The organism is Thioalkalivibrio sp. ALE20, assembly GCF_000381405.1.
In the GTDB taxonomy this organism is placed as follows: Bacteria; Pseudomonadota; Gammaproteobacteria; order Ectothiorhodospirales; family Ectothiorhodospiraceae; genus Thioalkalivibrio.
Genome location: NZ_KB906471.1, coordinates 283188 through 306148 on the forward strand (window position 1 = coordinate 283188; position 22961 = coordinate 306148).

26 protein-coding genes and 1 pseudogene are annotated in these 22961 nt (G+C 69.8%); 5 read left to right on the plus strand and 22 right to left on the minus strand.

Annotated elements, in window-relative coordinates; all coding sequences use genetic code 11:
* Positions 1–63: 63 nt before the first annotated feature.
* From F790_RS0101405 to F790_RS0101415, 3 genes are read right to left on the minus strand one after another with little or no spacing between them, the layout of a single operon-like run.
* A complete protein-coding gene (locus F790_RS0101405; protein WP_026332817.1) occupies positions 64–2160 on the minus strand; it encodes a hypothetical protein in 2097 nt (698 codons plus the stop codon).
* Positions 2160–2945 (minus strand): YdcF family protein, encoded by a 786-nt coding sequence (locus F790_RS0101410; RefSeq protein ID WP_019589363.1) that lies wholly within the window; start codon positions 2943–2945, stop codon positions 2160–2162. The genes F790_RS0101405 and F790_RS0101410 overlap by 1 nt, the downstream gene beginning before the upstream one ends.
* 18 nt (positions 2946–2963) lie before the next feature.
* Positions 2964–3446 (minus strand): Crp/Fnr family transcriptional regulator, encoded by a 483-nt coding sequence (locus tag F790_RS0101415; RefSeq protein WP_019021151.1) that lies wholly within the window; start codon positions 3444–3446, stop codon positions 2964–2966.
* A gap of 75 nt (positions 3447–3521) precedes the next feature.
* On the opposite strand from F790_RS0101415, the gene F790_RS0101420 reads away from it, so the two are divergent.
* Positions 3522–3983: a DUF6231 family protein gene (locus tag F790_RS0101420; RefSeq protein ID WP_019590657.1), complete on the plus strand. Its 462-nt coding sequence runs from the start codon at positions 3522–3524 to the stop codon at positions 3981–3983.
* 6 nt (positions 3984–3989) lie between these two features.
* On the opposite strand, the gene ribBA is transcribed toward F790_RS0101420, so the two are convergent.
* The 17 genes and pseudogenes from ribBA to F790_RS0101500 form a co-directional block, all read right to left on the minus strand.
* Positions 3990–5105, minus strand: a complete 1116-nt coding sequence (ribBA, locus tag F790_RS0101425) for a bifunctional 3,4-dihydroxy-2-butanone-4-phosphate synthase/GTP cyclohydrolase II (RefSeq protein WP_019590658.1) — start codon at positions 5103–5105, stop codon at positions 3990–3992.
* Between the two features lie 25 nt (positions 5106–5130).
* Positions 5131–5826, minus strand: a complete 696-nt coding sequence (locus F790_RS0101430) for a riboflavin synthase (RefSeq protein ID WP_019589360.1) — start codon at positions 5824–5826, stop codon at positions 5131–5133.
* 31 nt (positions 5827–5857) lie between these two features.
* Complete coding sequence (ribD, locus tag F790_RS0101435; protein ID WP_019590659.1) at positions 5858–7027, minus strand: bifunctional diaminohydroxyphosphoribosylaminopyrimidine deaminase/5-amino-6-(5-phosphoribosylamino)uracil reductase RibD; 1170 nt, start codon at positions 7025–7027, stop codon at positions 5858–5860.
* Positions 7024–7602, minus strand: a complete 579-nt coding sequence (gene nrdR, locus F790_RS0101440; RefSeq protein WP_019590660.1) for a transcriptional regulator NrdR — start codon at positions 7600–7602, stop codon at positions 7024–7026. Before nrdR ends, ribD begins: the two co-directional genes overlap by 4 nt.
* 9 nt (positions 7603–7611) lie before the next feature.
* Complete coding sequence (glyA, locus tag F790_RS0101445; protein ID WP_018869906.1) at positions 7612–8871, minus strand: serine hydroxymethyltransferase; 1260 nt, start codon at positions 8869–8871, stop codon at positions 7612–7614.
* Between the two features lie 184 nt (positions 8872–9055).
* Entirely contained in the window at positions 9056–9541 is a 486-nt protein-coding gene (locus F790_RS0101450) for an RDD family protein (RefSeq protein WP_231373429.1), read from the minus strand.
* A 159-nt stretch (positions 9542–9700) separates the two neighbouring features.
* Positions 9701–9775 (minus strand): annotated as a pseudogene (locus tag F790_RS14765) (zinc-ribbon domain-containing protein); the annotation flags it as partial.
* A gap of 17 nt (positions 9776–9792) precedes the next feature.
* Entirely contained in the window at positions 9793–10422 is a 630-nt protein-coding gene (locus F790_RS0101455) for a MarC family protein (protein ID WP_018869908.1), read from the minus strand.
* A 33-nt stretch (positions 10423–10455) separates the two neighbouring features.
* Positions 10456–10794 carry a hypothetical protein gene (locus F790_RS0101460; protein WP_019589355.1) on the minus strand — a complete coding sequence of 113 codons (339 nt, stop codon included), beginning with the start codon at positions 10792–10794 and terminating at the stop codon, positions 10456–10458.
* Positions 10795–10805: 11 nt separating this feature from the next.
* Positions 10806–11705, minus strand: a complete 900-nt coding sequence (locus F790_RS0101465) for an STAS domain-containing protein (protein ID WP_018869910.1) — start codon at positions 11703–11705, stop codon at positions 10806–10808.
* Positions 11706–11741: 36 nt separating this feature from the next.
* A complete protein-coding gene (locus F790_RS0101470; RefSeq protein WP_019590662.1) occupies positions 11742–12785 on the minus strand; it encodes a hypothetical protein in 1044 nt (347 codons plus the stop codon).
* Positions 12782–13762, minus strand: coding sequence for a diguanylate cyclase (locus F790_RS0101475; RefSeq protein WP_019590663.1), 981 nt, complete (start codon positions 13760–13762; stop codon positions 12782–12784). The genes F790_RS0101470 and F790_RS0101475 overlap by 4 nt, the downstream gene beginning before the upstream one ends.
* Positions 13763–13857: 95 nt before the next feature.
* On the minus strand, positions 13858–14337 hold the full coding sequence (locus F790_RS0101480) for a nucleoside deaminase (RefSeq protein ID WP_019590664.1): 480 nt from the start codon (positions 14335–14337) through the stop codon (positions 13858–13860).
* Between the two features lie 4 nt (positions 14338–14341).
* A complete protein-coding gene (locus tag F790_RS0101485) occupies positions 14342–15052 on the minus strand; it encodes a DsbC family protein (RefSeq protein ID WP_019590665.1) in 711 nt (236 codons plus the stop codon).
* A gap of 63 nt (positions 15053–15115) precedes the next feature.
* The gene (xerD, locus tag F790_RS0101490) at positions 15116–16036 is read right to left on the minus strand and encodes a site-specific tyrosine recombinase XerD (protein ID WP_019590666.1); all 921 of its coding nucleotides are present in this window, start codon (positions 16034–16036) and stop codon (positions 15116–15118) included.
* Between the two features lie 24 nt (positions 16037–16060).
* Entirely contained in the window at positions 16061–16996 is a 936-nt protein-coding gene (locus F790_RS0101495; protein ID WP_231364966.1) for a slipin family protein, read from the minus strand.
* Positions 16997–17064: 68 nt separating this feature from the next.
* A complete protein-coding gene (locus tag F790_RS0101500) occupies positions 17065–18588 on the minus strand; it encodes a nodulation protein NfeD (RefSeq protein WP_026332818.1) in 1524 nt (507 codons plus the stop codon).
* Between the two features lie 78 nt (positions 18589–18666).
* On the opposite strand from F790_RS0101500, the gene mobA reads away from it, so the two are divergent.
* The 3 genes from mobA (at position 18667) to glp (ending at position 21200) form a co-directional block, all read left to right on the plus strand.
* Positions 18667–19275: a molybdenum cofactor guanylyltransferase MobA gene (gene mobA, locus F790_RS0101505; protein ID WP_018869918.1), complete on the plus strand. Its 609-nt coding sequence runs from the start codon at positions 18667–18669 to the stop codon at positions 19273–19275.
* Between the two features lie 112 nt (positions 19276–19387).
* Positions 19388–19936 carry a molybdopterin-guanine dinucleotide biosynthesis protein B gene (mobB, locus tag F790_RS0101510; protein ID WP_018869919.1) on the plus strand — a complete coding sequence of 183 codons (549 nt, stop codon included), beginning with the start codon at positions 19388–19390 and terminating at the stop codon, positions 19934–19936.
* A 22-nt stretch (positions 19937–19958) separates the two neighbouring features.
* Positions 19959–21200 (plus strand): gephyrin-like molybdotransferase Glp, encoded by a 1242-nt coding sequence (gene glp, locus F790_RS0101515; protein WP_019590668.1) that lies wholly within the window; start codon positions 19959–19961, stop codon positions 21198–21200.
* A gap of 37 nt (positions 21201–21237) precedes the next feature.
* On the opposite strand, the gene F790_RS0101520 is transcribed toward glp, so the two are convergent.
* On the minus strand, positions 21238–21615 hold the full coding sequence (locus F790_RS0101520) for a PilZ domain-containing protein (RefSeq protein ID WP_018869921.1): 378 nt from the start codon (positions 21613–21615) through the stop codon (positions 21238–21240).
* 45 nt (positions 21616–21660) lie between these two features.
* Between F790_RS0101520 and F790_RS0101525 the strand changes: the two genes are divergently transcribed.
* Positions 21661–22218, plus strand: a complete 558-nt coding sequence (locus F790_RS0101525) for an RDD family protein (RefSeq protein WP_019590669.1) — start codon at positions 21661–21663, stop codon at positions 22216–22218.
* A 32-nt stretch (positions 22219–22250) separates the two neighbouring features.
* On the opposite strand, the gene F790_RS0101530 is transcribed toward F790_RS0101525, so the two are convergent.
* Positions 22251–22931, minus strand: a complete 681-nt coding sequence (locus F790_RS0101530) for a GDSL-type esterase/lipase family protein (RefSeq protein ID WP_038030301.1) — start codon at positions 22929–22931, stop codon at positions 22251–22253.
* Positions 22932–22961 lie beyond the last annotated feature (30 nt).

The following is a 22961-nucleotide window of genomic DNA, read 5'->3' on the forward strand; positions in this document are numbered from 1 at the left end:
GTCATCATCCTACATTACATCACCCGGTGGCTGACGAGGACATGAACGCCCCCGTGCGCGTGCTCAGCGAACCTCCGGGGACTCCCCGGCGGTCACCTGCGACAGCCCGCGCAGCAGCTCGTCCCAGTCGACCCGACGGTTGTAGCCGATGACATCGATCCGCGGGAGCCCGCCCCCCTGGACCAGGGCGAACCCGCCGTCCGGGCGGTCTCCCACCCCGTCGAGTTCACAGACCCCGCCGCGCAGCTGGCAGCGAAAGCCCAGTTGGCGGTAGGAGAAGTTTTCGAAGAAACGCAGAAACACCGACGAAGCCGCCGCCTGCACCGGCCCGCCCAGCTCGGTAATGTTCTGCACCGCGCGCTGCGAAATGCGCCGCCGCCCCGGATCGTCTTCGGGCGTCTGCAGGGCCAGATCCATGCGCACCGGACGCCAGTCGATCATGTGCAGGTCCTCCAGGTGGCCCGACAGCCGGCCCTCCACCCGGCCCACGTCGAAGGCGCGCGTGGCCAGGGCCAGGTCCAGGCGGTCCATGCGCGCCGACAGGCCCAGCTCCGGGGTTCGCCCGAACAGGTCGCGGATGCGCACGTCGCGCAGCACCACGTCGCCGTCGAACACCTGCACCAGCAGCCGCCCGTCGACCGCCAGATCGCCGCGATCCAGGCGCACCTCCGGGATCATGCCGGCCAGGCGACCCGAGAAGCGCGGCCAGCCCAGGATCTCGGTCAACGGCTCCAGCGAGATCGCCTGCACCCCGCCGGTGAAACGCACATCCGGTCCGTCGGCGGTCAGGCGCAGACCGAAGTCATCCGCACGCAGGGCGCCGTCGAGGATCGGGATGCGGGTCACTTCCAGCAGGTCGATGCCGTCCGGCTGCGCGCGCACGCGCGCGTAGAACTCGCCCAGCGGCAGGCGGAACAGATGCGCCCGCTGCCAGCCCAGCTGCCCCGGCACTCCGGGCGCATCCGCCAGCCAGTTCAGCGTGCCGTCGCTGTCCGTCACGCCGAAACGCCCGCTCCCGTCCTCGGCGCTCAGGGCCTTCCAGCGCAGGGTCGCCGAACGCGGGGCGCCGCGCTCCAGCTCCAGCCGCGCCACCACCGAATCCCCGCTGACCGTCAGATCACGCCCCAGGGTCCCGGCCAGCGCGGGATCCAGCAGCACCGCATGCGCCGCTCCCGGGTCCCGCGCCTCGAGATGGAAATCCCCCGAAGGAGCGATCGCCTCCGGCGGCCCGCTGCGGATCTCCTGACCGCTGAAGGCCAGTATCTCGCCGAGCGAGCCGGACAGTTCCGCCACCTCCACCCCGGCCGCGAACCCGCCATCCGCCGGACGCAGGCCATCCACGCGCAGGTTCAGGCGCCCGGTCTCCTCCGCGTCCACGAACCACGGATCCACGAACACCGCGCCCTCCTCCAGGGTCGCGCCCAGGCTCCAGTCCCCCGCCACCTCGCGCACCTCGAGCCGGCCGCCGATGCCCTCGCCCGCGCGCAGTCCCACCGCATCGGAGAAGCCCACGTCCCGCAGCTGCAGATCGACCCGATGCCCGCCTTCCGCCGCCCCCTGCAGCGCCAGGTCCGCACGCCCCGACTGCAGGGTCACCGGCGGATCTTCGGGCAGCCAGGGCGCCAGTCGCGGCGACTCCGCCAGCGCGACCAGATCCACCCCGGACAGGGCCAGTTCGGCCCGCCAGTCATCGCCACCGGCCACCCGCAGCACGAATTCGCCACTCGCCCCGAACCAGCCGGGCCAGTCTCCGGCGACGCGCAGGCGATTACGACCGGTGTGCCAGTCCAGGCGCAGCGGGTGTTCCTGCAGGGCCAGGTCCCCGCCATCGGCGGACAGCCGCGCCTCGCGGCAACGCCAGCCGGCGGTGGTCGGCACCAGGGAGGGGCAAGCCAGGCGTACTCCGGCGAGCGTGCCCACCGGCTCGGGCAGATGCAGGCGTTCGGCCCCGACGGTCATCGCCAGCCGCCCCCCGCGCAGGTGTGCGCGTGCGGAAAGGCCTTCGGCATCCAGCGCCGCGTGCAGCGCCCGTTCGATCCGCAGGTCGACCGTCACCCCCCCGGCATCCTCCGGCTCGGCACCGGCCGCCGTCGGTATCACCGGCACGAGCGCCACCACCGCGCGCGCCATCCAGGCAGTCAACGCCCGGATGGCGCCCATCATGCCCCGGGCCGGTCGCCCGGCAGGCGATCCCGCAACGGCCGCGCCGCCCGTGCCAGCCACTCGCGCAGCGCGAACCGCGAGGTCTCCAGCGCATCGACCGTGGGCACGAAGTCGCGCAGGCGCCACTCGCCGTCAGGGCCTCGAAAGCCGGTGGGTGCCGGGTCCGCCGCCAGCCCGGCCGCCTCGAAGCGCTCGAGGGCCCGCGGCATGTGCATCGCATGAGTGACCACCAGCACCCGCTCCACCCCGGTGCCCTGCAGATGCTGCGCGGTGAAGAAGGCATTTTCGTGGGTATTGCGGCTGGCACCTTCCAGCCAGCGCGGATCCACGCGGAACTCGCGGCGCAGCGCATCCGCCATCAGTTCCGCCTCGGCCGGCCGACCCTCGGCGCCGGGACTGCCGCCGGACAGCAGCAACGGGAGACCGGTCCGGCGGTGCAGATGGGCGGCGAAACGCAGGCGTTCGAAGGTCAGCGCCGAGACATCGTCACCGCCGGTAACGTGGTGACGGCCGCTGGCCCGGCCGCCCCCCAGCACCACGATCGCGTCCGCCCGGCCGGTGGCCAGTGGCCGTTCGCGCAGATCCCGCTCCAGGGTCTGCGCCAGCGGGGCGGCGACGACGTTCAGCGCGGGCAGGACCAGTGCGGCCAGCCCGAGGGTCACCAGCCAGCCACCCCCGCGGCGCTGCCCCCGTAAGAGCAGCAGCCCCGGCACCAGCAGCAGCACCGCCAGACCCGGCGGCAGCAGCAGGTGCTCGGCCACGGTGGCGATGCCGGCGGCCATCGGCGACCGCGCCGCCGGTTATTTCTTGCCCGGGGCGTAGAGGTAGCGGGCGTAGGTCGCCACGTCCTCCGACACCCGGCGGATGAGGTGATCGAGACTGATGATGGCGAACTCCAGCACGTTCACCGCGATGTACGGGTGTTCCACCCGCAGGCGGTCGTACTTCGAGCGCGTCAGGCGCAGCAGGCGGGTGTTGTCGGTCAGCGCGCGCATGCGCACCCCGCGCGGCACGCGGTCGAAGAACGACATCTCGCCGGCCAGTTCGCCGGTCTCCATGCGCCCGACCTCGATCTCCTGGCTGCCGTCGTCGTCGTACAGCGCGGCGGTGCCGCTGACCACGAAGAACAGCGCCTCGCCCACCTCGCCGATATCGGCGATGATCTCCTTGTGATGGGTCTCGACAACCTCCAGATACTGCATCAGGGTGTCGACCTCCGCGGGAGTCAGGGAGGCGGACATCGGATGCTGGGACAGAAACTCGGTCAGCAGATCCCGGGTCATGGCACGGCTTCCTTTACGGCTTTCTCTGGATTGGATACGTAGAGTATAACGAACGTCTCTTCTGCGAGAGCCCGCATGATCGACATCGACAGCCTGCGCCGTCAGCTCCCCGCACGCCTGGGCCGCGACACCCCGCTGATCCTGACCTGCGACCCGGACGCCGTTCCCGAGACGGACGGGGAACGGCGCGTGACCACCCCGCAGGCCCTGATGGCCGAGCCGCCCGCCGGGCGCGAATCACTGGTGCTGGTGCTGGACGTGCTCGCGGAAATGGAGCTTGCGGCGGGACAGCAGCTGCTGGGCGGGCTGCGCGACCGCTGGGCGGAGGAGACCCTGATCCTGCACCGCCACCGCGACGACCGCTGGGACCTGAACGCCTTCCTCGCCCTGGGGTTCCGCCGCGAGCCGGCGGCGGAGGCGGCCACGCCGGACCACGCGGTCTACCGCACCAGCCTGTACGACTACAAGCTCACGCCCGACTGGCTGAACGCCCGCTTCTGGGCCAACCCGGAGATGTGGGACCGCGCGCGCTGGTGACGCGGGTCAGGCCTCGTTGTGGACATAGTCCACGACTTCGAGGCCGAAGCCGCCCAGCCCATGGAAGCGCTTGGGCGCCGACATCAGGCGCATCCGTCCCACGCCACAGTCGGCGAGGATCTGTGCGCCGATGCCGTACATGCGCCACTCGGCGGAGTTTTCGCGACCGCCGCCGCGCTCCTCGGGCGCCGGCTGACCCAGCTGCTCCAGCCGCTGGGTCAGCGCCTCGGGGCCCTCGTGCTTGCGCAGGATCACCACCACGCCCTCGCCCGCCTCGTCGATGCGCCGCAGCGCGTCGTCCAGCGGCCAGCCGCGATCCGGGCCGGCGTAACCGAGGGTGTCGTGCAGGGTGTTCTCCAGATGCACGCGCACCAGGGTGTCGCGGTCCGGCCGCGGTTCGCCGCGCACCAGCGCGAAGTGCATCTCGTGATCCACCTCGTCCTGAAACGCCAGCAGGCGGAACGTCCCGTGCTCGGTGGGGAACTCGCGCTCCGAGACCCGGCGCACGGTCTTCTCGTTCTCGATGCGGTAGCGGATCAGATCCTCGATGGTGCCCATCTTCAGGCCGTGCTCGGCGCAGAAGCGCTCGAGGTCCGGCCGCCGCGCCATGGTCCCGTCCTCGTTGAGGATCTCCACGATCACCGCGGCCGGCTCCGCCCCGGCCAGGCGCGCCAGATCGCAACCCGCCTCGGTGTGGCCCGCGCGCACCACCACCCCGCCCGGCTGCGCCATCAACGGGAACACGTGCCCCGGCTGAACGATGTCCTCCGGCTGGGCGTTGGGCGCCACCGCGGTGCGGATGGTGTGCGCCCGATCATACGCCGAGATCCCGGTGGTCACGCCCTCGGCGGCCTCGATCGACAGCGTGAAGTTGGTGCCGTGCACGTCGTTGGTGTCGGTCACCATCAGCGGCAGGGCCAGCTGCCGGCAGCGCTCGCGGGTAAGCGTCAGGCAGATCAGCCCGCGGCCGTACTTGGCCATGAAGTTGATGTCCTCGGGGCGCACGTGCGAGGCGAGCATCAGGATGTCGCCCTCGTTCTCGCGGTCCTCGTCGTCGACGATGACCACCATGCGCCCGGCCTCGAGTTCCGCGAGGATGGTTTCGGTATCGGAAAATTCCATGAACACCTGCCGTCGGGGCCCGCGCTCAGTCGCGCGGGCCGGAATGATTGGGAAAGCCCTGCTCGGCCAGCCAGTCCTCGGACAGCGTGCCACCGCCGTCCCCGGCTCCGGCGCCCGGATCCGCCGCGCGATCGCCCAGCATCAGGCGCTCCAGATAACGGGCGATCAGGTCGACCTCCAGGTTCACGCGCGTCCCCGGGGCGTAGACCGAGAAGCGCGTCAGGTCCCGGGTGTGCGGGATGATGTTGACCTCGAACTCGGCCCCCTCGACGCGGTTCACCGTGAGGCTGGTGCCGTCGATGGTGATCGACCCCTTGGCCGCGATGTAGCGCGCCAGTGCCGCCGGTGCGCGGAACCGTACCCGCGTGGAGCGGGCATCCGGCTCCATCGAGACCAGCTCGCCCACGCCGTCCACGTGACCGGAGACCAGATGACCGCCGAGCCGGTCGCCCAGTGCCAGCGCACGCTCCAGGTTGACCCGGTCGCCGCGGCCGAGATCGCCCAGCGTGGTCACCTCCAGGGTTTCGCGGCTGACATCGGCGGTGAAGCCGTCCACGGAGAGATCGGTCACCGTCAGGCAGACGCCGTTGACCGCGATCGAGTCCCCGAGGTGGGTGCCGGAGAAGTCCAGCCCCGGCGCACTGACATGCAGCCGGCGGTCGCCACCGCTGGGCGTCAGGGTGTCGAGGGTACCGAGACTTTCGATGATGCCGGTGAACATGGCGCGGCCTGTCCGTGTGGAAATGCAGCGATCATAGCGAATTCGGGACCCCGCGGGGGAGAGCCCGCAACCGCAGGGTCTCGCCCAGCCAGCGGGACTCGACGACCTCCAGCTCCGCGCGTTCGGCCATGCGTCCGATGTCCCAGTCCACCATCGGCCGGCCGCCGGAACCCAGCAGCAGCGGCGCCTGGTACACCAGCCACTCGTCCACCAGACCGGCACGGGCCAGCGCACCGGCCAGCCCGGGGCCGGCCTCCACGTGCAGCTCGTTGATCTCGCGGGTGTGCAGCTCCGCCAGCAGGGCATGCAGGTCCAGATGCCCGGCGGCGTCCTCCGCCGCCCCCGGCAGGGCGATCAGGTCGGCGCCGCGTCCGCGCAGGGCATCCGCCGCCGGGCCGGCCGCCGCGGACACGGTAGTGAGGACCCAGGTGGGTGAACCCTGCAGGATGCGCGCGGTGGGCGGTGTGCGCAGACCCGAATCCAGGATCAGCCGCAATGGCTGGCGCACCGGCAGATCGGCCACACGGCCCGACATCGGCAACCCGGCCGCGGCGGCCAGCTCCGCCGGGCTGCGGCGCACGTTGAGCTGCGGGTCATCGGCCAGCACGGTGCCGCTGCCGGTGAGGATGGCCCCGGCCCGCGCGCGCCACAGCTGCACGTCGTTGCGTGCGGCCTCGCCGGTGATCCACTGCGACTCGCCCGAGGCCATCGCCGTACGCCCGTCCAGCGAGATCGCGGACTTGATGCGCACCCACGGCCGCCCGCGTTCCATGCGCTGCACGAATCCGGGATTGAGCGCCCGCGCCTCGGCCTCCAGCAGCCCGGTCTCCACCGCAATGCCGGCCGCGCGCAGGCGCTGCGCCCCGCCCCCGCACACGCGTGGATCGGGATCCTCCATGGCGATGACCACGCGCCCCACCCCGGCGGCGATCAGCGCCTCGGTGCAGGGCGGCGTGCGCCCGTGGTGGTTGCACGGCTCCAGGCTCACGTACACCGTCGCCCCGCGCGCGGCCTCCCCGGCCGTCTGCAGGGCGTTGACCTCGGCATGCGCCTCGCCGGCCCGCCAGTGCACGCCGGCGCCCACTTCGCGACCGTCACGCACGATCACGCAGCCCACGCGCGGGTTGGGATCGGCGGTGAAACGGCCGCAGTCCGCCAGCATCAGCGCGCGGTGCATCCATTCACGGTCGGCTGCGTTCATCGCGATTCGCCGGCGGGGTCGGGGTCGTCGGGAGGGGATTCTTCCGCGATCTCGTCAGCCGCGGCGCGCGCGGCCTCCTCGTCGATCAGACGCAGCTGGTGACGCCGCATCTCGGGGCTCAGGTCGTCTTCCAGGCGCTCGATGGCCTCGCGGAAGGACTGCACGCTGGCAAAGCTGAGATAGATGGAGGCAAACCGGATATAGGCGACATGGTCCAGCCCGTGCAGGGCTTCCAGGACCATCTCGCCTATACGGTCGGACTTGATTTCGGGGGCACTGGTACCGGCCAGACGGCGCTTGATGTCGTCGATGACGTTCTCCACGTCCTCGGTGCGCACCGGGCGCTTGTGCAGCGCCCGGCGCAGACCGCTGCGCAGCTTCTCGTCATCGAAGGCCACCCGCTCGCCGCTGCGCTTGACCACCCGCGGCAGGCTGAACTCCGCCCGCTCGAAGGTGGTGAAACGCTCGTGACACACGCGGCACTCCCGCCGTCGCCGGATCTGTTCCTGCTCGGGTCCGGCGACCCGGGAGTCGACCACGCGGGTGTCACTGGCACCGCAGGCCGGACAGCGCATCGCCCCGGTTTATTCGCCGGCGCCGTAAACCGGGAACCGGCGGCAGATGTCCAGGACCTTGCCGCGGACGTCGTCGATCACCTGCTCGTTGTCCATGTTCTCCAGCACGTCGGCGATCCAGCCGGCCAGCTCGCGGGATTCGGACTCGGTGAAGCCGCGGGTGGTCAGGGCGGCGGTGCCGATGCGGATGCCGGAAGTCACGAACGGCGACTGCGGGTCGTTCGGCACCGCGTTCTTGTTGACCGTGATGTTGGCGCGGCCCAGGGCGGCGTCCGCATCCTTGCCGGTCATGCCCCTGGACACCAGGCTCAGCAGGAACAGGTGGTTGTCCGTGCCGCCGGAGACGATGTCGAAACCGCGCTCGACCAGGACCTCGGCCATCGCACGGGCGTTGGCGATCACCTGCTTCTGGTAGGTCTTGAAGTCCGGCTCCAGGGCCTCCTTGAACGCCACCGCCTTGCCGGCGATCACGTGCATCAGCGGGCCGCCCTGGGTGCCGGGGAAGATCAGCGACTGGAACTTCTTGTTCAGTTCCGGCTGCCCCTTGGAGATGATGAAGCCGCCACGCGGCCCGCGCAGGGACTTGTGCGTGGTGGAGGTGACCACGTGGGCGTGGTCGATCGGGTTCGGGTATTCGCCGGCGGCGATCAGGCCGGAGACGTGGGCCATGTCCACCATCAGGTACGCACCCACGGAATCGGCGATCTCGCGGAAGCGCTTCCAGTCGACCACACGCGAGTAGGCGGAGAAGCCGGCGACGATCATCTTCGGCTGGTGCTCGGTAGCCAGACGCTGGACCTCGTCGTAGTCGATCAGGCCCTCGTCGGTGATGCCGTACTGCACCGCGTTGTAGATCTTGCCGGAGAAGTTCGGCTTGGCGCCGTGGGTCAGGTGGCCGCCGGCGTCCAGGCTCATGCCCAGCACGGTGTCATGCGGCTGCAGCAGGGCCATGTACACCGCGGCGTTGGCCTGCGAGCCGGAATGCGGCTGCACGTTGGCGTAATCGGCGCCGTAGAGCTCCTTGAGGCGGTCGATGGCCAGCTGCTCGACCACATCGACGTGCTCGCAGCCGCCATAGTAGCGCTTGCCCGGATAGCCCTCGGCGTACTTGTTGGTCAGCACCGAGCCCTGCGCTTCCATCACGCGCGGGCTGGTGTAGTTCTCCGAGGCGATCAGCTCGATGTGCTCTTCCTGGCGCTGCGCCTCCTTGCGGATCGCGCTCCAGAGTTCGTCATCGTAGCCGTTGATGCTCATGTCGATCGAAAACATTCGGTGACTCCCGTTGGGTTCTAGGCAATTCGGGCGCGCAGCGGCCCGCCAGAGGCACTCGACCGGCCGCGGACGGCGGCCGGAAGGTCGGGACCGGGCGGGGTACGGCGCCGGAAAGGTCCAATACCATACTGGATTCGGCCGGGATTTTCAGGGCCGCCCGCCGAACGCCCGGCTGAACGGACTATTCATCCAGCCACTCGCGGCGCACCACCCATGTCTCGGCGATGAAGTCGTGCAGGGCGCGACGCTGCCGGGTGAAGGCCACCATCAGGTAGCCGATCATGAACAGCAGACCGGACAGGAATTCGGCGAAATGGCGCCCGGTCGCGCGGGCGAAGCTGATGCGCTCGCCATGCCAGTCGACCACCCGCAGGCCTACCGCCATCTTCCCGATGGTCGCGCGGTACTGCGAGCTGTGCATGCCGGCGAAATAGAACCAGCCGACCAGGATGTTCACGAAGGTCCAGGCGGTGTCCGCATCGGTCCATTCCTCGGTGTGCATGGTTTCCGGGCTGATCATCGCCTGCACCACGGTCAGCGGGATGCCCAGGATCACCCCGTCGATCAGCACCGCCAGCACGCGCCGCCAGAAGCCGCCGAAGGCTGCGCGGTCCTGCGGCGGCCCCTCGGCATGGGCATGGACAGGATCCGCACCCCCGCTGCTCATCCCCGGCGGAGCGGCATCGTCCGGGGCATCCTGACGGGACCCGGGCGGATCCCCGTCTCGCCCGGAGTCCGGCCCGGGGCCGGGTTGCGCGGCGGGGCCGCCGGCGCCGGGCCCCGCGCCCTCCGAGGGGCCTTCCGAGGGGCGGGCGCCGAAGTCCAGCGAACGGCCACAGGCCTTGCAGAAGGCCGCGTCGTCGGGGTTCTCGGTTTCGCAGTGCGGACAGATCCGGGTCATGCATCGCTCCTTCGATGTCAGGTCAGAATGCCGCTGTCGGCCAGTCCGTCAAAGATGAACTGGACCGCCAGCGCGGACAACAGCACCCCCATGATGCGCGTGAGCACGTGCGCACCGGTGACGCCCAGCCAGTGCTGGATACGCACCGCGATCAGCAGGCAGACCAGCGCCAGGACCATGATCGCGATCAGCGCGGCGATCACCACCGCCTGCGCGGCCAGATCGCCGCTGGCCCGGCTCATCATCAGGATGGCCGCGCCCATCGCCCCGGGCCCGGCCAGCAACGGCGTGGCCAGCGGGAACACCGAGAGATCGGTGCGCGAGCGGGCCTCGCGGGTCTCGTCCGGGGTGGCCGAGACCCCGCCGGAGCTGCGCGCGAACACCATGTCGATGCCGATCAGCAGCAGGAGGATACCACCGGCGGTGTACAGCGCCGGCAGCGAGATCCCCAGCACCCCCAGCGCGGCCTCGCCGAACAGCGCGAACGGCAGCAGGATGGTGGTCGCCAGCAACGCGCCGCGCCACGCCATCGCGCGGCGCTGGGCCGGGTCCATGCCACGGGTCAGGACCGCGAACACCACCGCCACGTCCACCGGGCCGACGGTCACGAAGAAGGTGGTCAGGGCAACAATGCCCAGTTCCAGCATGCGGCGTTCTCCCGGTCGCGGGGGTGGTGGACGTCAGCGCGCGCGCTCCACGTCGCGCGCACAGGCAAAGGGCGGCACCTCATCCAGGCGCGCCGCCAGCGCATAAGCCACCGAAGGTGCCATGTTCGCGACCACCATCTCCACCCCGATGACCCGGCAAAGCCCGTGCACCGCCTTCAGCCAGTCGTAGTAGAGGGCATCGACCACCGGCACGCTGTCGAGGTCGTAGATCAGTCGTCGAGCCCGCGCCGCCTGAAGGTAATCCCCCAGCGCGACCAGATAGCGGTCCGGCTCGCCGGGATCCAGGCCCTCACCCGGCTCCAGCAGCACCGCGTCCGCACCGATCCGGGTGAGATGCATGCCCTGGACCATCGGCGCGCCCGTCAGGCCGGGGTCCGGGCGTCGGCCATCCGCACGCCCAGCCAGTGGAAGGCCTCCTTCAGGCCTTCGGCCAGGGTCGCGCGGGTCGTCACGTCGCCCAGATCGATGTTGAGACTGGTGAGCGCCCGGGCAATCTCCGGCCGGATGCCGGTCAGCACCGGACGCGCGCCCATCAGGCCGATCGCACGGATCATCTGCACCAGGTGGTGCGATACCTGGGAGTCGATCGCCATGACCCCGGTGACATCCATCAGCACCACGCGGGCCCGGTCCTGCTCGATGCGCCCGAGCAGCTTTTCCATCACCACCATGGTGCGCGACGAATCCAGGGTCCCGATGATCGGCAGCGTCAGGACGCCGTCCCAGATCTCGGTGATGGGCGTGGAGATCTCGCGCAGTTCGGCCTGCTGCGCCTCGATCGTGCTTTCCTTCTGCTCCAGATACACCCGATAGACGTCCAGGATGATGTCGTTGAACACCCCGGCCAGCAGGAGCAGGGTCTCGCGGGTCTGTTCGGGCGTGATCTCCGCGTCGCGCCCCAGATCCTCGATCATCACGTTCTGCATGAACTGCAGATAACGCACGAACTCCTCCATGTCGCCGCCCCGCATCAGGATCTGCTGCGACATGGTGGTGAAGAACTGCTGCAGGGCACGGAACTCCTCGCTGGAGCGGTCCGGCCGCCCCTCGTGCTGCAGCAGCATCACGAACAGCTCCATGAACTCCACCGAGTAGTCGCTGATCTCCTCGCGCGACAGGATGTTCCCCTGCACGAAGATGTTATGACCACGCTCCTCGATCACCCCGGAAATCCGGCCGACGTTGACCATCAGCTGCTCGACCAGGATCTCGTTGGCACTGCGAGTCTCGCCGTCCTCCCGATTCATGTTGTCCCCCGTCATGACTCCTCCTCTTTTTTGTGTTTCCCCGGCCTGCCGTCAAAGGCGGATGACCAGCAGCGACTTGTCATCGTTGCTGCGCCCCAGCACCTGACCCAGCACCAGCGCCAGCAGCTGCGGATGCCGGCGCCACAGACCGGGAAAGCTGGCCAGGCTCCAGTTGCGCCGGATACCGTCCGAGGCCGTGATCACCAGCGCATGCAAGGGGAGGTCCAGCCGGAGCTCCTCGCAGCTGCGATGATCATGGCCGAGAATGCCCGGCGCCATCTCCAGGCCGCGCCGCTCGCCTTCGCTCACGACCCACGCGTTCATGTCGCCCACGCCGCACACCCGAACGCTGCGCTGTGCGGCCGCGACCTCGCCGACAACCCCCACCGCCCCGCGCGAGCCGCGCAGGTTGCGGCTCAGCTCGCGCAGCACGTCGGCGGGCGATTCCCCCGCGGCGCCGGGCCGGCAACGTCCGGCCACCGCGGTTTCGGCCTCGATCCCGTGTCCCAGGCCGTCCATGTGGACCCAGCGCAGCCCGCTCCGATCGACATCCAGCCCGGCACAATCCCCGTTGTGCGGGGCATCGTGCAACGCGCGCAGATAGCGCCCGAAACTCGGTCCGGCCTCGTCCTCGCCGGTTTCTCCGGGACGGAAACGCGCCCATGCGGCGGTCCCCTGCCACGGAGTGCCGGCGGCCTGCGCGGCAGGGATGCTGTAGAAATCGGACGCGTCGGCCAGACGCCGCACGGTGCCCAGGCCCTTGCCCAGGGTCCCCGAGGTGGTGTGGCCGTCGGCGAGGGCCTGGTTCAGGTCCGCGATCCCCGGACCGAAATCCATCGCGAACAGGTCGAGCGCGGGTTCCGGCGAGCGCTGCTCCCAGATCTGCACCAGTCCGGTCCCGCGCGCGTATTTCACCTGGTTGGTCACGAGCTCCTGGCAGACCAGCAGCATGCGCTCGCGCTTGATCTCGCCGAAGCCCAGGCGCCGCGCCACGGTCTTCAGCCGCGACTGCAGCAGGACCTGCCCGCCGGCGCGCGCCGCCGCCTGCTCGCTGAGCAGGGCATACGGCTGACGCGCGGGCGGTGCGGCGCTCACGCGCGGGCTCCGAGGCCCGCGGCCGCCGGTGCGTCGGGGGCCTCGAGCTCGAGTTCGGTCGCGACCTGCCCGCGCCCCCGATGCTTGGCCAGATACAGTGCCGCATCGGTGCGCGCCACCAGATCCTCCGGCGCGTCACCGTCCGCCCGCTGCCCCACGCCGATGCTGACCCGGCCCTCCATCGCCGCGAGCACGCGCTGCGCCACGCCGGCTGCCGCGTCGAGGTCACCGAATACGATAATGGCGAACTCGTCGCCCCCGGTGCGGCAGGGGAGGTCCACGTGTTCGCGAATGGCCGCACGCATGGCATCGGCCATGCCACGCAGGTAATCATCCCCGAACTGATGGCCGTGGGTATCGTTCATCTGCTTGAAGAAGTCGAGATCAAGCAGCACCAGGCTCAGCGGTTCATCCTGGCGGGCGCAGTGCAGCAGGGACTCTTCCAGACGGGCATCGAAGGCGCCACGGTTGAACAGCCCGGTCAGGCTGTCCGTCTCGGCTTCGCGGATCGAGCGCTGGAGCTCGGCCTTCTTGCGTTCCAGATCGGCCTCGAGTTCGGCCATCTCGGCCGCCGCCCGCTCGCGGGCGCGTTCCAGTTCGGCGGCGAAGCGGGCATTGCGTCGGCGCAGGAGCTCGGGATCGGTGGATTCGGAACCCCGGCGCAGGCGCTGTGACAGGGCCTCGAGTGAGGCTTCGGAGGGTTCTTCAGGGACAAGATCGAGGCGTTCGCGGCACGCATGCCCCCCAGCCTCTTCCCAATACAGGGCGAGTTCGCGTCCGTGGGCCACCAGCGCCACCTGCAGCCCTCCCTGTACATGGGCGGCGGCCTCGCGCAGCGCGTGCAGAAGGACATCGAGACGGGCGGTGGCGCGAAACGGGCTGCCGCCCAGGGCCACCACGGCGTCCAGGGCGAAACGCGCAAGCCGGCGCCGATCGGGCTCCACACAAACCGACAGCTCCAGCAGACGCTTCTCCATGCCGACTCACTCCCTGTTCCGTGCCCGGATTGTGCCCCAGTCCGGGCGCCGCGTCATGCTCCGACGGCCGGGCCCGGCCGGACCCCGCCGCACATTCAGTACAAGCGGCGGTTGGCGTGGCGTTCCCAGTAGTCGAAGACCGCCCGCCCCTCCTCGGCCAGGGTGCGGATCAACGGCAGACGGCGCGCCTCGGGGGCCGCCACCAGTTCGTCGCGGATCCGCTCGTCGTCAAACCCGGCCGCGGCGGCATCCGCGGCCGAGGCGGCATGCACCACCCGGTCCAGCCGCGCCCAGCAGGCCGCCGCACGACACATCGGACAGGGTTCGCAGGACACGTACAGGGTCGCCCCGTAGAGACGGTGATCCCCGAGATGACGGCAGGCATCACGGATCGCCGCCACTTCGGCATGCGCGGTGGGATCCTGCCACGGGATCACGCGGTTCGCCCCGCGGCCGACGATCTCCCCGTCGCGCACCACCAGGGCGCCGAACGGTCCGCCGCCGACATCCACGGACTCCCGCGCCAGGCGGATGGCCTCGCGCAGGAAGAAGGCGTCGTCGGCGGCCACGCTCATGGGATCAGTCGCCCAGCACGCGGGACAGCACCTCTTCCGGCTCGACGTAGCCGGCGAGCATCTCGCCGTTTTCGGTGAACAGGGCCGGCGTGCCGCGCACGCCCAGACTCTGCCCCAGCTGCATGTGCTCGTCCTGTGGGGTGGCGCAGTTTCCGTCCAGATCCGTCAGCTTGTCACCCTCCTTGGAACGATCCATGGCCGCCTGGCGATCATCGGCACACCAGGTGCGGTTCATGATCTCCGGCGAATCCCGACCAAGCACCGGGAACATCAGGTAGCGCACCTTGACGCCGGCTTCCAGGTATTCCGGCAGATCGGCGTGGATGTCGCGGCAGTACGGGCAGTTGGGATCGGTGAAGATGTTCAGCACGGCGCGGGTCTCGCCGTTCGGTTCATAAACCACCAGTTCGCTGTCGTCGATGGCCTCGAACAGCTCGGCACGCGCACCGCCCTTCGCCTGCTCCGTCAGATTCTCGCGGGTCTGCAGGTCGATCAGGCTGCCCTGCATCACGTAACGGCCATCCTCGCTGACGTAGAAGATCTCGGTGCCGTAGCGGACCTCCTTGATCCCGTCGAGCGGGGTGGAATGAATGGAGTCGATCTCGGCATCGGGGATGGCCTGCGACATGGCCTGCTCGATCGCCTCGCTGGCCTGGGCCGTGGTACCGACGGCCGCCAGGGCGACCGCGAAGGGAAGAACGCGCTTGAGGAACATGGGTGTCTCGCTGATGAATCAAAACGTGGATTGTAGGCCGGTTGCCTTCCGGGGGACAGACGGCTATCCCCGGGGATGATGTTCCGCATGCAGCGCCTGCAGCCGCGCGCGCGCCACATGGGTATAGATCTGGGTCGTGGACAGGCTGCTGTGGCCCAGCAGCATCTGCACCACCCGCAGGTCGGCCCCGTGGTCCAGCAGGTGGGTGGCGAACGCATGCCGCAGGGTGTGCGGCGACAGCGCCGTGTCGATACCGGCCTGCGCCGCATGCGCCTTGATGCGGTACCAGAAGGCCTGGCGCGTGAGCCCGCGGCCGCGCCGGGTCACGAACAGCGCCTCCACCGGCGGGTGCCCCGCCATCAGCTCGGGGCGCGCGCGGTCGAGATACGCCGCCAGCCAGTCGGTCGCCACCTCGCCCAGCGGCACCAGGCGCTCGCGCCCGCCCTTGCCGGTGATGCGCACCACGCCCTGCCGGGTATTCACCGCCGTGCCTTCCAGCCCGACGAGTTCGGAGACCCGCAAACCGGCCGCGTACATCATCTCCAGCATCGCCCGGTCACGCAGTCCCACGGCCGTCGAGGTGTCCGGCGCCGCCAGCAGCGCCTCCACCTGCGCCTCCGACAGCCCGGCCGGCAGGGGCCGTCCGGGCCACGGTGGATCGATGCCGGCCGAGGGGTCGTCCTCGCGCTCGCCCGCCTGTACCAGAAAACGATAGAAGCGGCGGATCGAGGACAGCGCCCGGGCCACCGAGCGCGGCCGCGCCCCGCCCTGCATGCGGGCGGCGACAAAGGCCAGCAGGTCGGCATGGGTCGCGGCCTCCAGTGCCCCGTCCCGCGCCGCCAGGAAACCCGCCAGCGCGCTCAGATCGCGCCGGTAGGCCGCCAGGGTGCGGTCGGCCAGGCCTTCCACCGCCCACAGCTCGTCCAGGAACCGGTCGAGGACCGCGGGGAGCTCCGCGGCCGTCTCCGGCGTCTCCGTCGCCATGCCGGACGAACGCCCGCGGACCGATCAGGAGCTGGCCGGCCCCCCGGACGTCGGACCGCGGCCGGTATCGGATGCCCCGCCCGCATCCTCCTCCGCGCCGGAGGTGTCGCCGGTCACGCCGGAACCGGAGGAGGAATCCTTCGTCCCCATCCCCGCTGCAGCCGCGGCGGCGCTCAGCGGGTTCTCGGGATTCTCCGCGCGGAACTTGCCCGCCAGGTTCTCGAACACCTTGGTCAGCTCCAGCGGCAGCGGGAAGAAGATGGTGTTCGCATGCCCGTTGGTGGACATGTCCGACATGGTCTGCATGTAGCGCAGCTGCAGCGCAGCCGGGCTGGCCTCCATGATCTGCGAGGCCTGCACCAGCTTCTCGGCCGCCTGCAGCTCGCCCTCGGCGTGGATCACCTTGGCGCGGCGTTCGCGCTCGGCCTCGGCCTGGCGGGCGATCGCGCGGATCATCGAGTCATCCAGATCCACATGCTTGATCTCGACGTTGGTGACCTTGATGCCCCAGGCGTCGGTCTGCGCGTCGAGGATCGACTGGATATCGGAATTCAGCTTGTCGCGCTCGGACAGCATCTCGTCCAGCTCGTGCTTGCCGAGCACCGAACGCAGAGTGGTCTGGGCCAGCTGGCTGGTAGCGGCGTAGTAGTCCTCGACCTGAATCACCGACTTGGCCGAATCCACCACGCGGAAATACAGCACCGCATTGACCCGCACGGTCACGTTGTCCTGCGAGATCACGTCCTGGCTCGGGACGTCCAGCGTGATCACGCGCAGGTCGATGCGCACCATCTGCTGGATCCCGGGGATCACGATGATCAGGCCCGGCCCCTTGACCGACTGGAAGCGCCCGAGAAAGAACACGACGCCACGTTCGTACTCGCGCAGGACACGGATCGACATCGCGATCAGGGCGATGATGATCACCAGCGGTACGACGATAAAACCGAAATCGTTCAGCATGTTGCGCTCCTTCCCGCCGAATCGGCGGCTTGCTTCATGTGCCGGCCGCGCGGGGGCGGCCCGCGCTACGCTGGGCCGCTGCCCGCGGCCCGCTCGTCCTGTTCCACCGGCTCCACGGTCAGGCGCAGGCCGTCGATCGCGGTCACCCGCACGGCCTGTCCCTCGCGTACCGGCGCGGTGGTCTCGGCGGTCCACAACTCGCTGTGCACCCACACCGGCCCGCGCACCTCGAAATCTTCGCGGGCGTGGCCAAGCATGCCGATCATTTCTTCATGACCGGTGGCTGGCTTCTTGCCGCGCAGCTTGAACAGCCGCCCCAGCACCCAGACCGACACCAGCCCGATGGCAATGGCCGTGCCGACCACCAGCGGCAGGGCCACGTTCAGATTGGGGTCGTCCCACAGGATCACGGAACCGGTAATGAACGCCACGAGCCCTCCTATGCCCAGCGCGCCGAAGCTGGGCACGAAGGCCTCGGCGATCATGAAGATCATCCCCAGCAGCATCAGCGCCAGTCCGGCGTAGTTGATCGGCATCACCTGCAGGGCGAAGAACGCCAGGATCAGCGCGATGGAGCCGATCACACCGGGGTAGACCGCGCCCGGATTCGCCAGTTCGAAGATGATGCCGTAGATCCCGATCAGCATCAGGATGTAGGCGATGTTGGGGTTGGTGATCAGCGACAGCAGCTCGGTGCGCCAGTCGGGATCCATGCGCACGATCTCGATGCCCTCGGTCACCAGTTCGCGTTCACCCGACATCAGCTTCACGGTATGCCCGTCGAGCTGCGCCAGCAGATCGTCCAGGTTGTCGGCGACGAAATCGATGACGTTCTTTTCCAGCGCCGCGGTGGCGGTCAGGTTGGAGCCCTCGCGTACCGTCTCCTCGGCCCAGTCGGCATTGCGGTCGTAGCGCTCGGCCAGGCCGCGGATGTAGGAAACCGCGTCCTCCAGCACCTTGCGCTCCATCGCATCGTCGCCGCGCCGGGGCTCGGGGTCGTCCTCCAGCAGCTCTTCCTCGGTGGCCGGCTCGACGGCGTCCTCGCCGTTGTCCCGCTCCTCGTCGCCGTTCCCGTTCCCGTTCCCGTTCTCGGCCTCGTCTTCCGCTTCCTCGCGCAGCTCGTCCAGGTCTTCCTCGTCCATGCCGGGCAGGCCGCCCCCGCCCATCTGCACGGGGGTCGCCGAGCCCAGATTGGTCGCCGGCGTCATCGCCGCGACATGCGAGCCGTAGAGCATGTAAGTCCCGGCACTGGCGGCCCGCGCGCCGGCGGGGTGCACGTAGGTCACCACCGGCACTTCGGACTGCAGCATGTGCTTGATGATGCTGCGCATGCTGGAATCGAGGCCACCGGGCGTGTCCAGCTGCAGCACGACCATCTCGGCACCGCGCTCCTCCGCGGCATCGATCCCGCGCGTGATGTAATCTACGGTCGCCGGACCGATGGCCCCGTCCACGGTCAGGAGCACGGCTTCGCGGTCGCCACCGTTATCGGCGCTGGCCAGCAGCGCGCCGGCCGTGCCGACCACCAGCAGTGTCAGCCACAGCAGCCAGCGGGCCATGGCCCCGCGTTGGTTACGGAATCGGATCATGGATCGCTGTCGTCCTCGTATCGTGTCCGCCACGCATGCCGCACCCTACAACATAGGCCATTGCACAAACGAACGCCCATGCCGCAGGACTCCCGCCAGACTCCACCCGCCGCCCCGGAGCGCCCGCCGCTGGGGGTCATCCTCGCCGGCGGTCAGGGCCGGCGCATGGGCGGCTGCAACAAGGCGTGGCTCGAATACCGGGGCCGGCCGCTGATCGAACATGCCGTCGAGCGTCTGCAGGGACAGGTCGATGGCATCGTCGTCAGCACTAATACCGAAATGGACCGTTGCGCGCGGCTGGGGTTTCCCTGTGTCGCCGACGAACATCCCGATTACCGCGGCCCGCTGGCCGGCATTGCCGCGGCCGGTGCCGCCCGACCCGGCCGCGACCTGCTGTGCGTCCCCGTGGATGCCCCGAGCGCCCCGCACGACCTCGGCCCCCGCCTGCAGGCGGCGCGGGCCGAACACGCCGCCCCCGCGGCGATGGCCCACGACGGCCGGCGCCTGCAGCCGCTGTTCCTGCTGCTGGGTGCCGGACTGGTGCCCGCCCTGCGCGCCGCGATCGCGGCGGGCCCCCTGCCCGCCGGCGCCTGGCTGCGCGAACACGGCGCCGTGACCGCCGACTTCTCCGATTGCCCCGAGGCCTTCGCCAACCTCAACACCCCCGAAGATCTCGCCCCGCGGTGACCCCGGGAACTTACTGCGCCCCGCAACCGGCGTGTAGATTGGCGGCCGATTCCTTACACTCCCCGACGACCGGTACCGCACCGGGCCGTCGCCACCAGGGAGAGGAACCGTCATGAGCCACCCGGACAACACGCTGCCGCGCATCGGCTTTGCCGCCTGGAGCGGCTCGGGCAAGACCACACTGCTGAAGCAGCTGATTCCGGAGCTGCGCAATCGCGGCCTGCGCCCCGCCGTGATCAAGCATGCCCACCACGAGTTCGACGTGGACAAACCGGGCAAGGACAGCTACGAGCTGCGTCACTCGGGGGCCGACCAGACACTGGTGGCCTCGTCCCGGCGCTTCGCCCTGATGGTGGAGACGCCCGAGATCGAGGAAGGGGCGACCCCCGACCTCGACGCCCTGTGCGCGAAACTGGATCCGGCGCGCTCGGACCTGATCCTGGTGGAGGGCTTCAAGAACGCCGACCTGCCGCGCATCGAGGTCTACCGCAAGGCCAACGACAAGCCACCGCTGTACCCCGACACACCGGGGGTGGTCGCAGTGGCCACCGACGCCGGCGGGCTGCCCTTCCATGGCCCGGTGCTGCCGCTGGACGACCCCTCGCCGGTGGCGGACTTCATCATCGAACACCTTTCCCTTTACCCGTTATTGAACGGCTGACAGATGACAACGGAGGAACCGGATGAACGCGGCCGCCTGTGACGAATTCGACCCCACCGCCCTCACCGTGGAACAGGCGCGCGCCGCCGTCCTGGAGGCCTGCCAGGCGGTCGCCGGGACGCGCACGCGCAGTCTGGAGACGGCCACCGGACGGGTTCTTGCCGCGGACGTGCATGCACGGCTGGACGTCCCTCCGGCCCGGGTTTCGGCGATGGACGGCTACGCCCTGCGCGCCGCCGATGCCCGCGAAGCCGGCGCCCGGCTGCATCTGGCCGGCCATTCGGCCGCCGGGCACCCGTGGGACGGCGCGCTGCCGCCGGGCTCCTGCGTGCGGATCCTCACCGGCGCGGTGGTCCCGGACGACGCGGATACCGTGGTCATGCAGGAGCACGTGACGGTGGAAGGTGACCACATACGCTGCGACCGCCCGGCCGCGGACAACGCGAACATCCGCGGCCCCGGCGAGGATACCCGCAGCGGCGAACGGCTTTATGGCGCCGGGCAGGTGCTCGGTCCGGCCGAGATCGGGGTGCTCGCCAGCCAGGGCATCAGTGAGGTCGAGGTCCTGCGCAAGCCGCGCGTGGTGTTCTTCTCCACGGGCGACGAACTGGTCCCGGTGGACGAACCCCTGGAGCCCGGCCAGATCCACGACAGCAACCGTCACATGCTGCGTTCCCTGCTGTCGCGCTACGCGGTCAAGGCCCGCGACTACGGCGTCATTCCCGACGACGAGGACGCCGTGCGCGAGGCCCTGGAATCCGCGGGCCGCGAGGCCGATCTGATCCTGACCACGGGCGGGGTCTCGGTGGGTGATGCCGACTACATCACCCGCATCCTGCAGGAGCGCGGCGAGGTCGGCTTCTGGAAGATCGCGATGAAGCCCGGGCGTCCGCTGGCCTTCGGCCGCTTCGGCCAGGCGCGGTTCATCGGGCTGCCGGGCAACCCGGTCTCGGCGATGGCGACGTTCGGCCTGTTCGTCGGCCCGGCGCTGCGCAGTCTGGCTGGCCTGCCGGTGGGCGAACCGCGCACCCTGCGCGCACGGCTGTGCGAGGATCTGCGCAAGCGGCCGGGGCGCACGGATTATCAGCGGGCGATCGTGGAGACCGAGGACGGCCTGGACGTGGTGCGCAGCGCCGGGGGACAGGGATCGCATCAGCTGAGCGCGATGAGCCGGGCGAATGCCTTCGTGGTACTGCCGCGGGAGGCGGACGGCGCACGCGCCGGGGAGTGGGTGGAGGTACTGCCGTTCAGCGAGCTCTACTGAGCCCCCCGGGTTCAGGGCCCGGGATCAGGGCCCGGGATCAACTGCCCGGGTCATCCTCGCCCGGCGGCTCGGCGACCATGGCGGCGAACTCACGCTCCAGCAGTGCCTCGTCGCCCAGGTTCAGCTCCACCAGGCGCCGCAGGTGCCCGGCGGATTCCAGCGGCATGGCGGCGATCTCCAGCCCCAGCCGCTCGCCCTGCTGCCAGCGCACCTTGCCCTCGAACGCGATGCGGGCCTCGTCACTGAGCGGGATGTCCACCTGACCGGGCGTGCCCGGGGCGAGCGGTTCGAGCCCCTCGCATTCCACCAGCACTCCACGCAACGAGATGTCGAGCACGCGCACCGGGCATGTCCGGCCATCCAGCTCGAGCCGGGCCGGAAATTCGAGCGGGATACGTTGAAACCGTCGCGACATACCGCAAGACTACGCAATCTTCCGCGCAGTGACCAGCGAGACCCCATGAACGACATCCCCGCTCCCGAACGCGACTCCCGCCCCGTCGGCCTGCTGCTGCGCTTCGGCGCACTGCTCTATGACAGCCTGCTGGTACTGGCCATCTGGCTGGTGCTGGGGCTGGTGACCCTGCCGTTGTGGAACCTGCTGGACGTGTTCTTCTGGCAGGTCCAGCTGACCCTCAACATCTTCGCCGCCTGGGCCTTTTTCTACGGCTTCTGGCGCCGGACCGGACAGACCCTCGGGATGCAGACCTGGAACCTGGTGGTGCGCAGCGAGGATGACAGCCGGATCACCTCCTGGCAGGCCACGCTGCGTTTCCTGGTGGGGATCTCGCAGTGGATGTTCATCCTGATGGCGATCCATCTGGCGCGCGAGCACGGCGACTGGATGACCGCGCTGATGACCGCGCTGGGGGTTCTCGCCCTGGGCGCCAGTGCCCTGCACCCGCAGCGCTGGATGCTGCACGACTGGCTGTCCTCCACCGTGCTGATGCGCACGCGGCCGCTCAAGCGTCCGCGCTGGAAAGAAAACCAGGACGAACAGGACTCCGGGGGCGGCTGATCGCGCGCGGTCACCCGCGCCCCGTCATCCGCTCACGGGGCTCGGCGTCCCAGCCACAGCCCGACCTCCATCAGCCCGTCGGCGATCTCCTCGGCCATGCGTGCATAGCCGTCCGCGTTCGGGTGGATGCGGTCCGCACGCAGATCCGCGTCGTTCAGCACCCCGGCCAGCACCCCCTCGATCAGTGGCACGTCCTCCTCGCGCGCCAGCTCGCGATAGATCGCGTCGTCACTGAGCCGCCCGGTAGCGGCCCCCAGGGCCGAGGCCTCGGGCACGCCGATCAGCAGCGGCTGCGCCCCGTGGTCGCGCACGTATCCGATCAGTACCCGCAGATCCTCCTTCACGTCCGCCGGCTGGCGCCCGCGCAGGAAGTCGTTGCCGCCGAGCTCGAGGATGACCAGATCCGGTTCATGTTCGACCAGGCTGTCCTCGATGCGCCCGCGTGCGGTATCCGCCCGATCGCCGGGCACACCGTCGTTGATGACGGCCCAGCCGGTGATCGCCTCCAGACGCGTCGGAAAGTCCTCGCCATCACCGGCGCCGGTTCCGTGGGTCACACTGTCCCCGAACACCAGCACCGTGGCCGAGCGCGGCAGCGGATCGAGATCGGTGGGCCCCGGGCTGCCACAGGCGGCCAGCATGCCGGCTACCAGCAGCAGCCACAGGAGTTGTCCCGCGCGCCCGGTCCGGGACGGTCTTCCGCCTGCTCTCATTGCGTCGTTCTCCCGTCGTCGATAATCCGC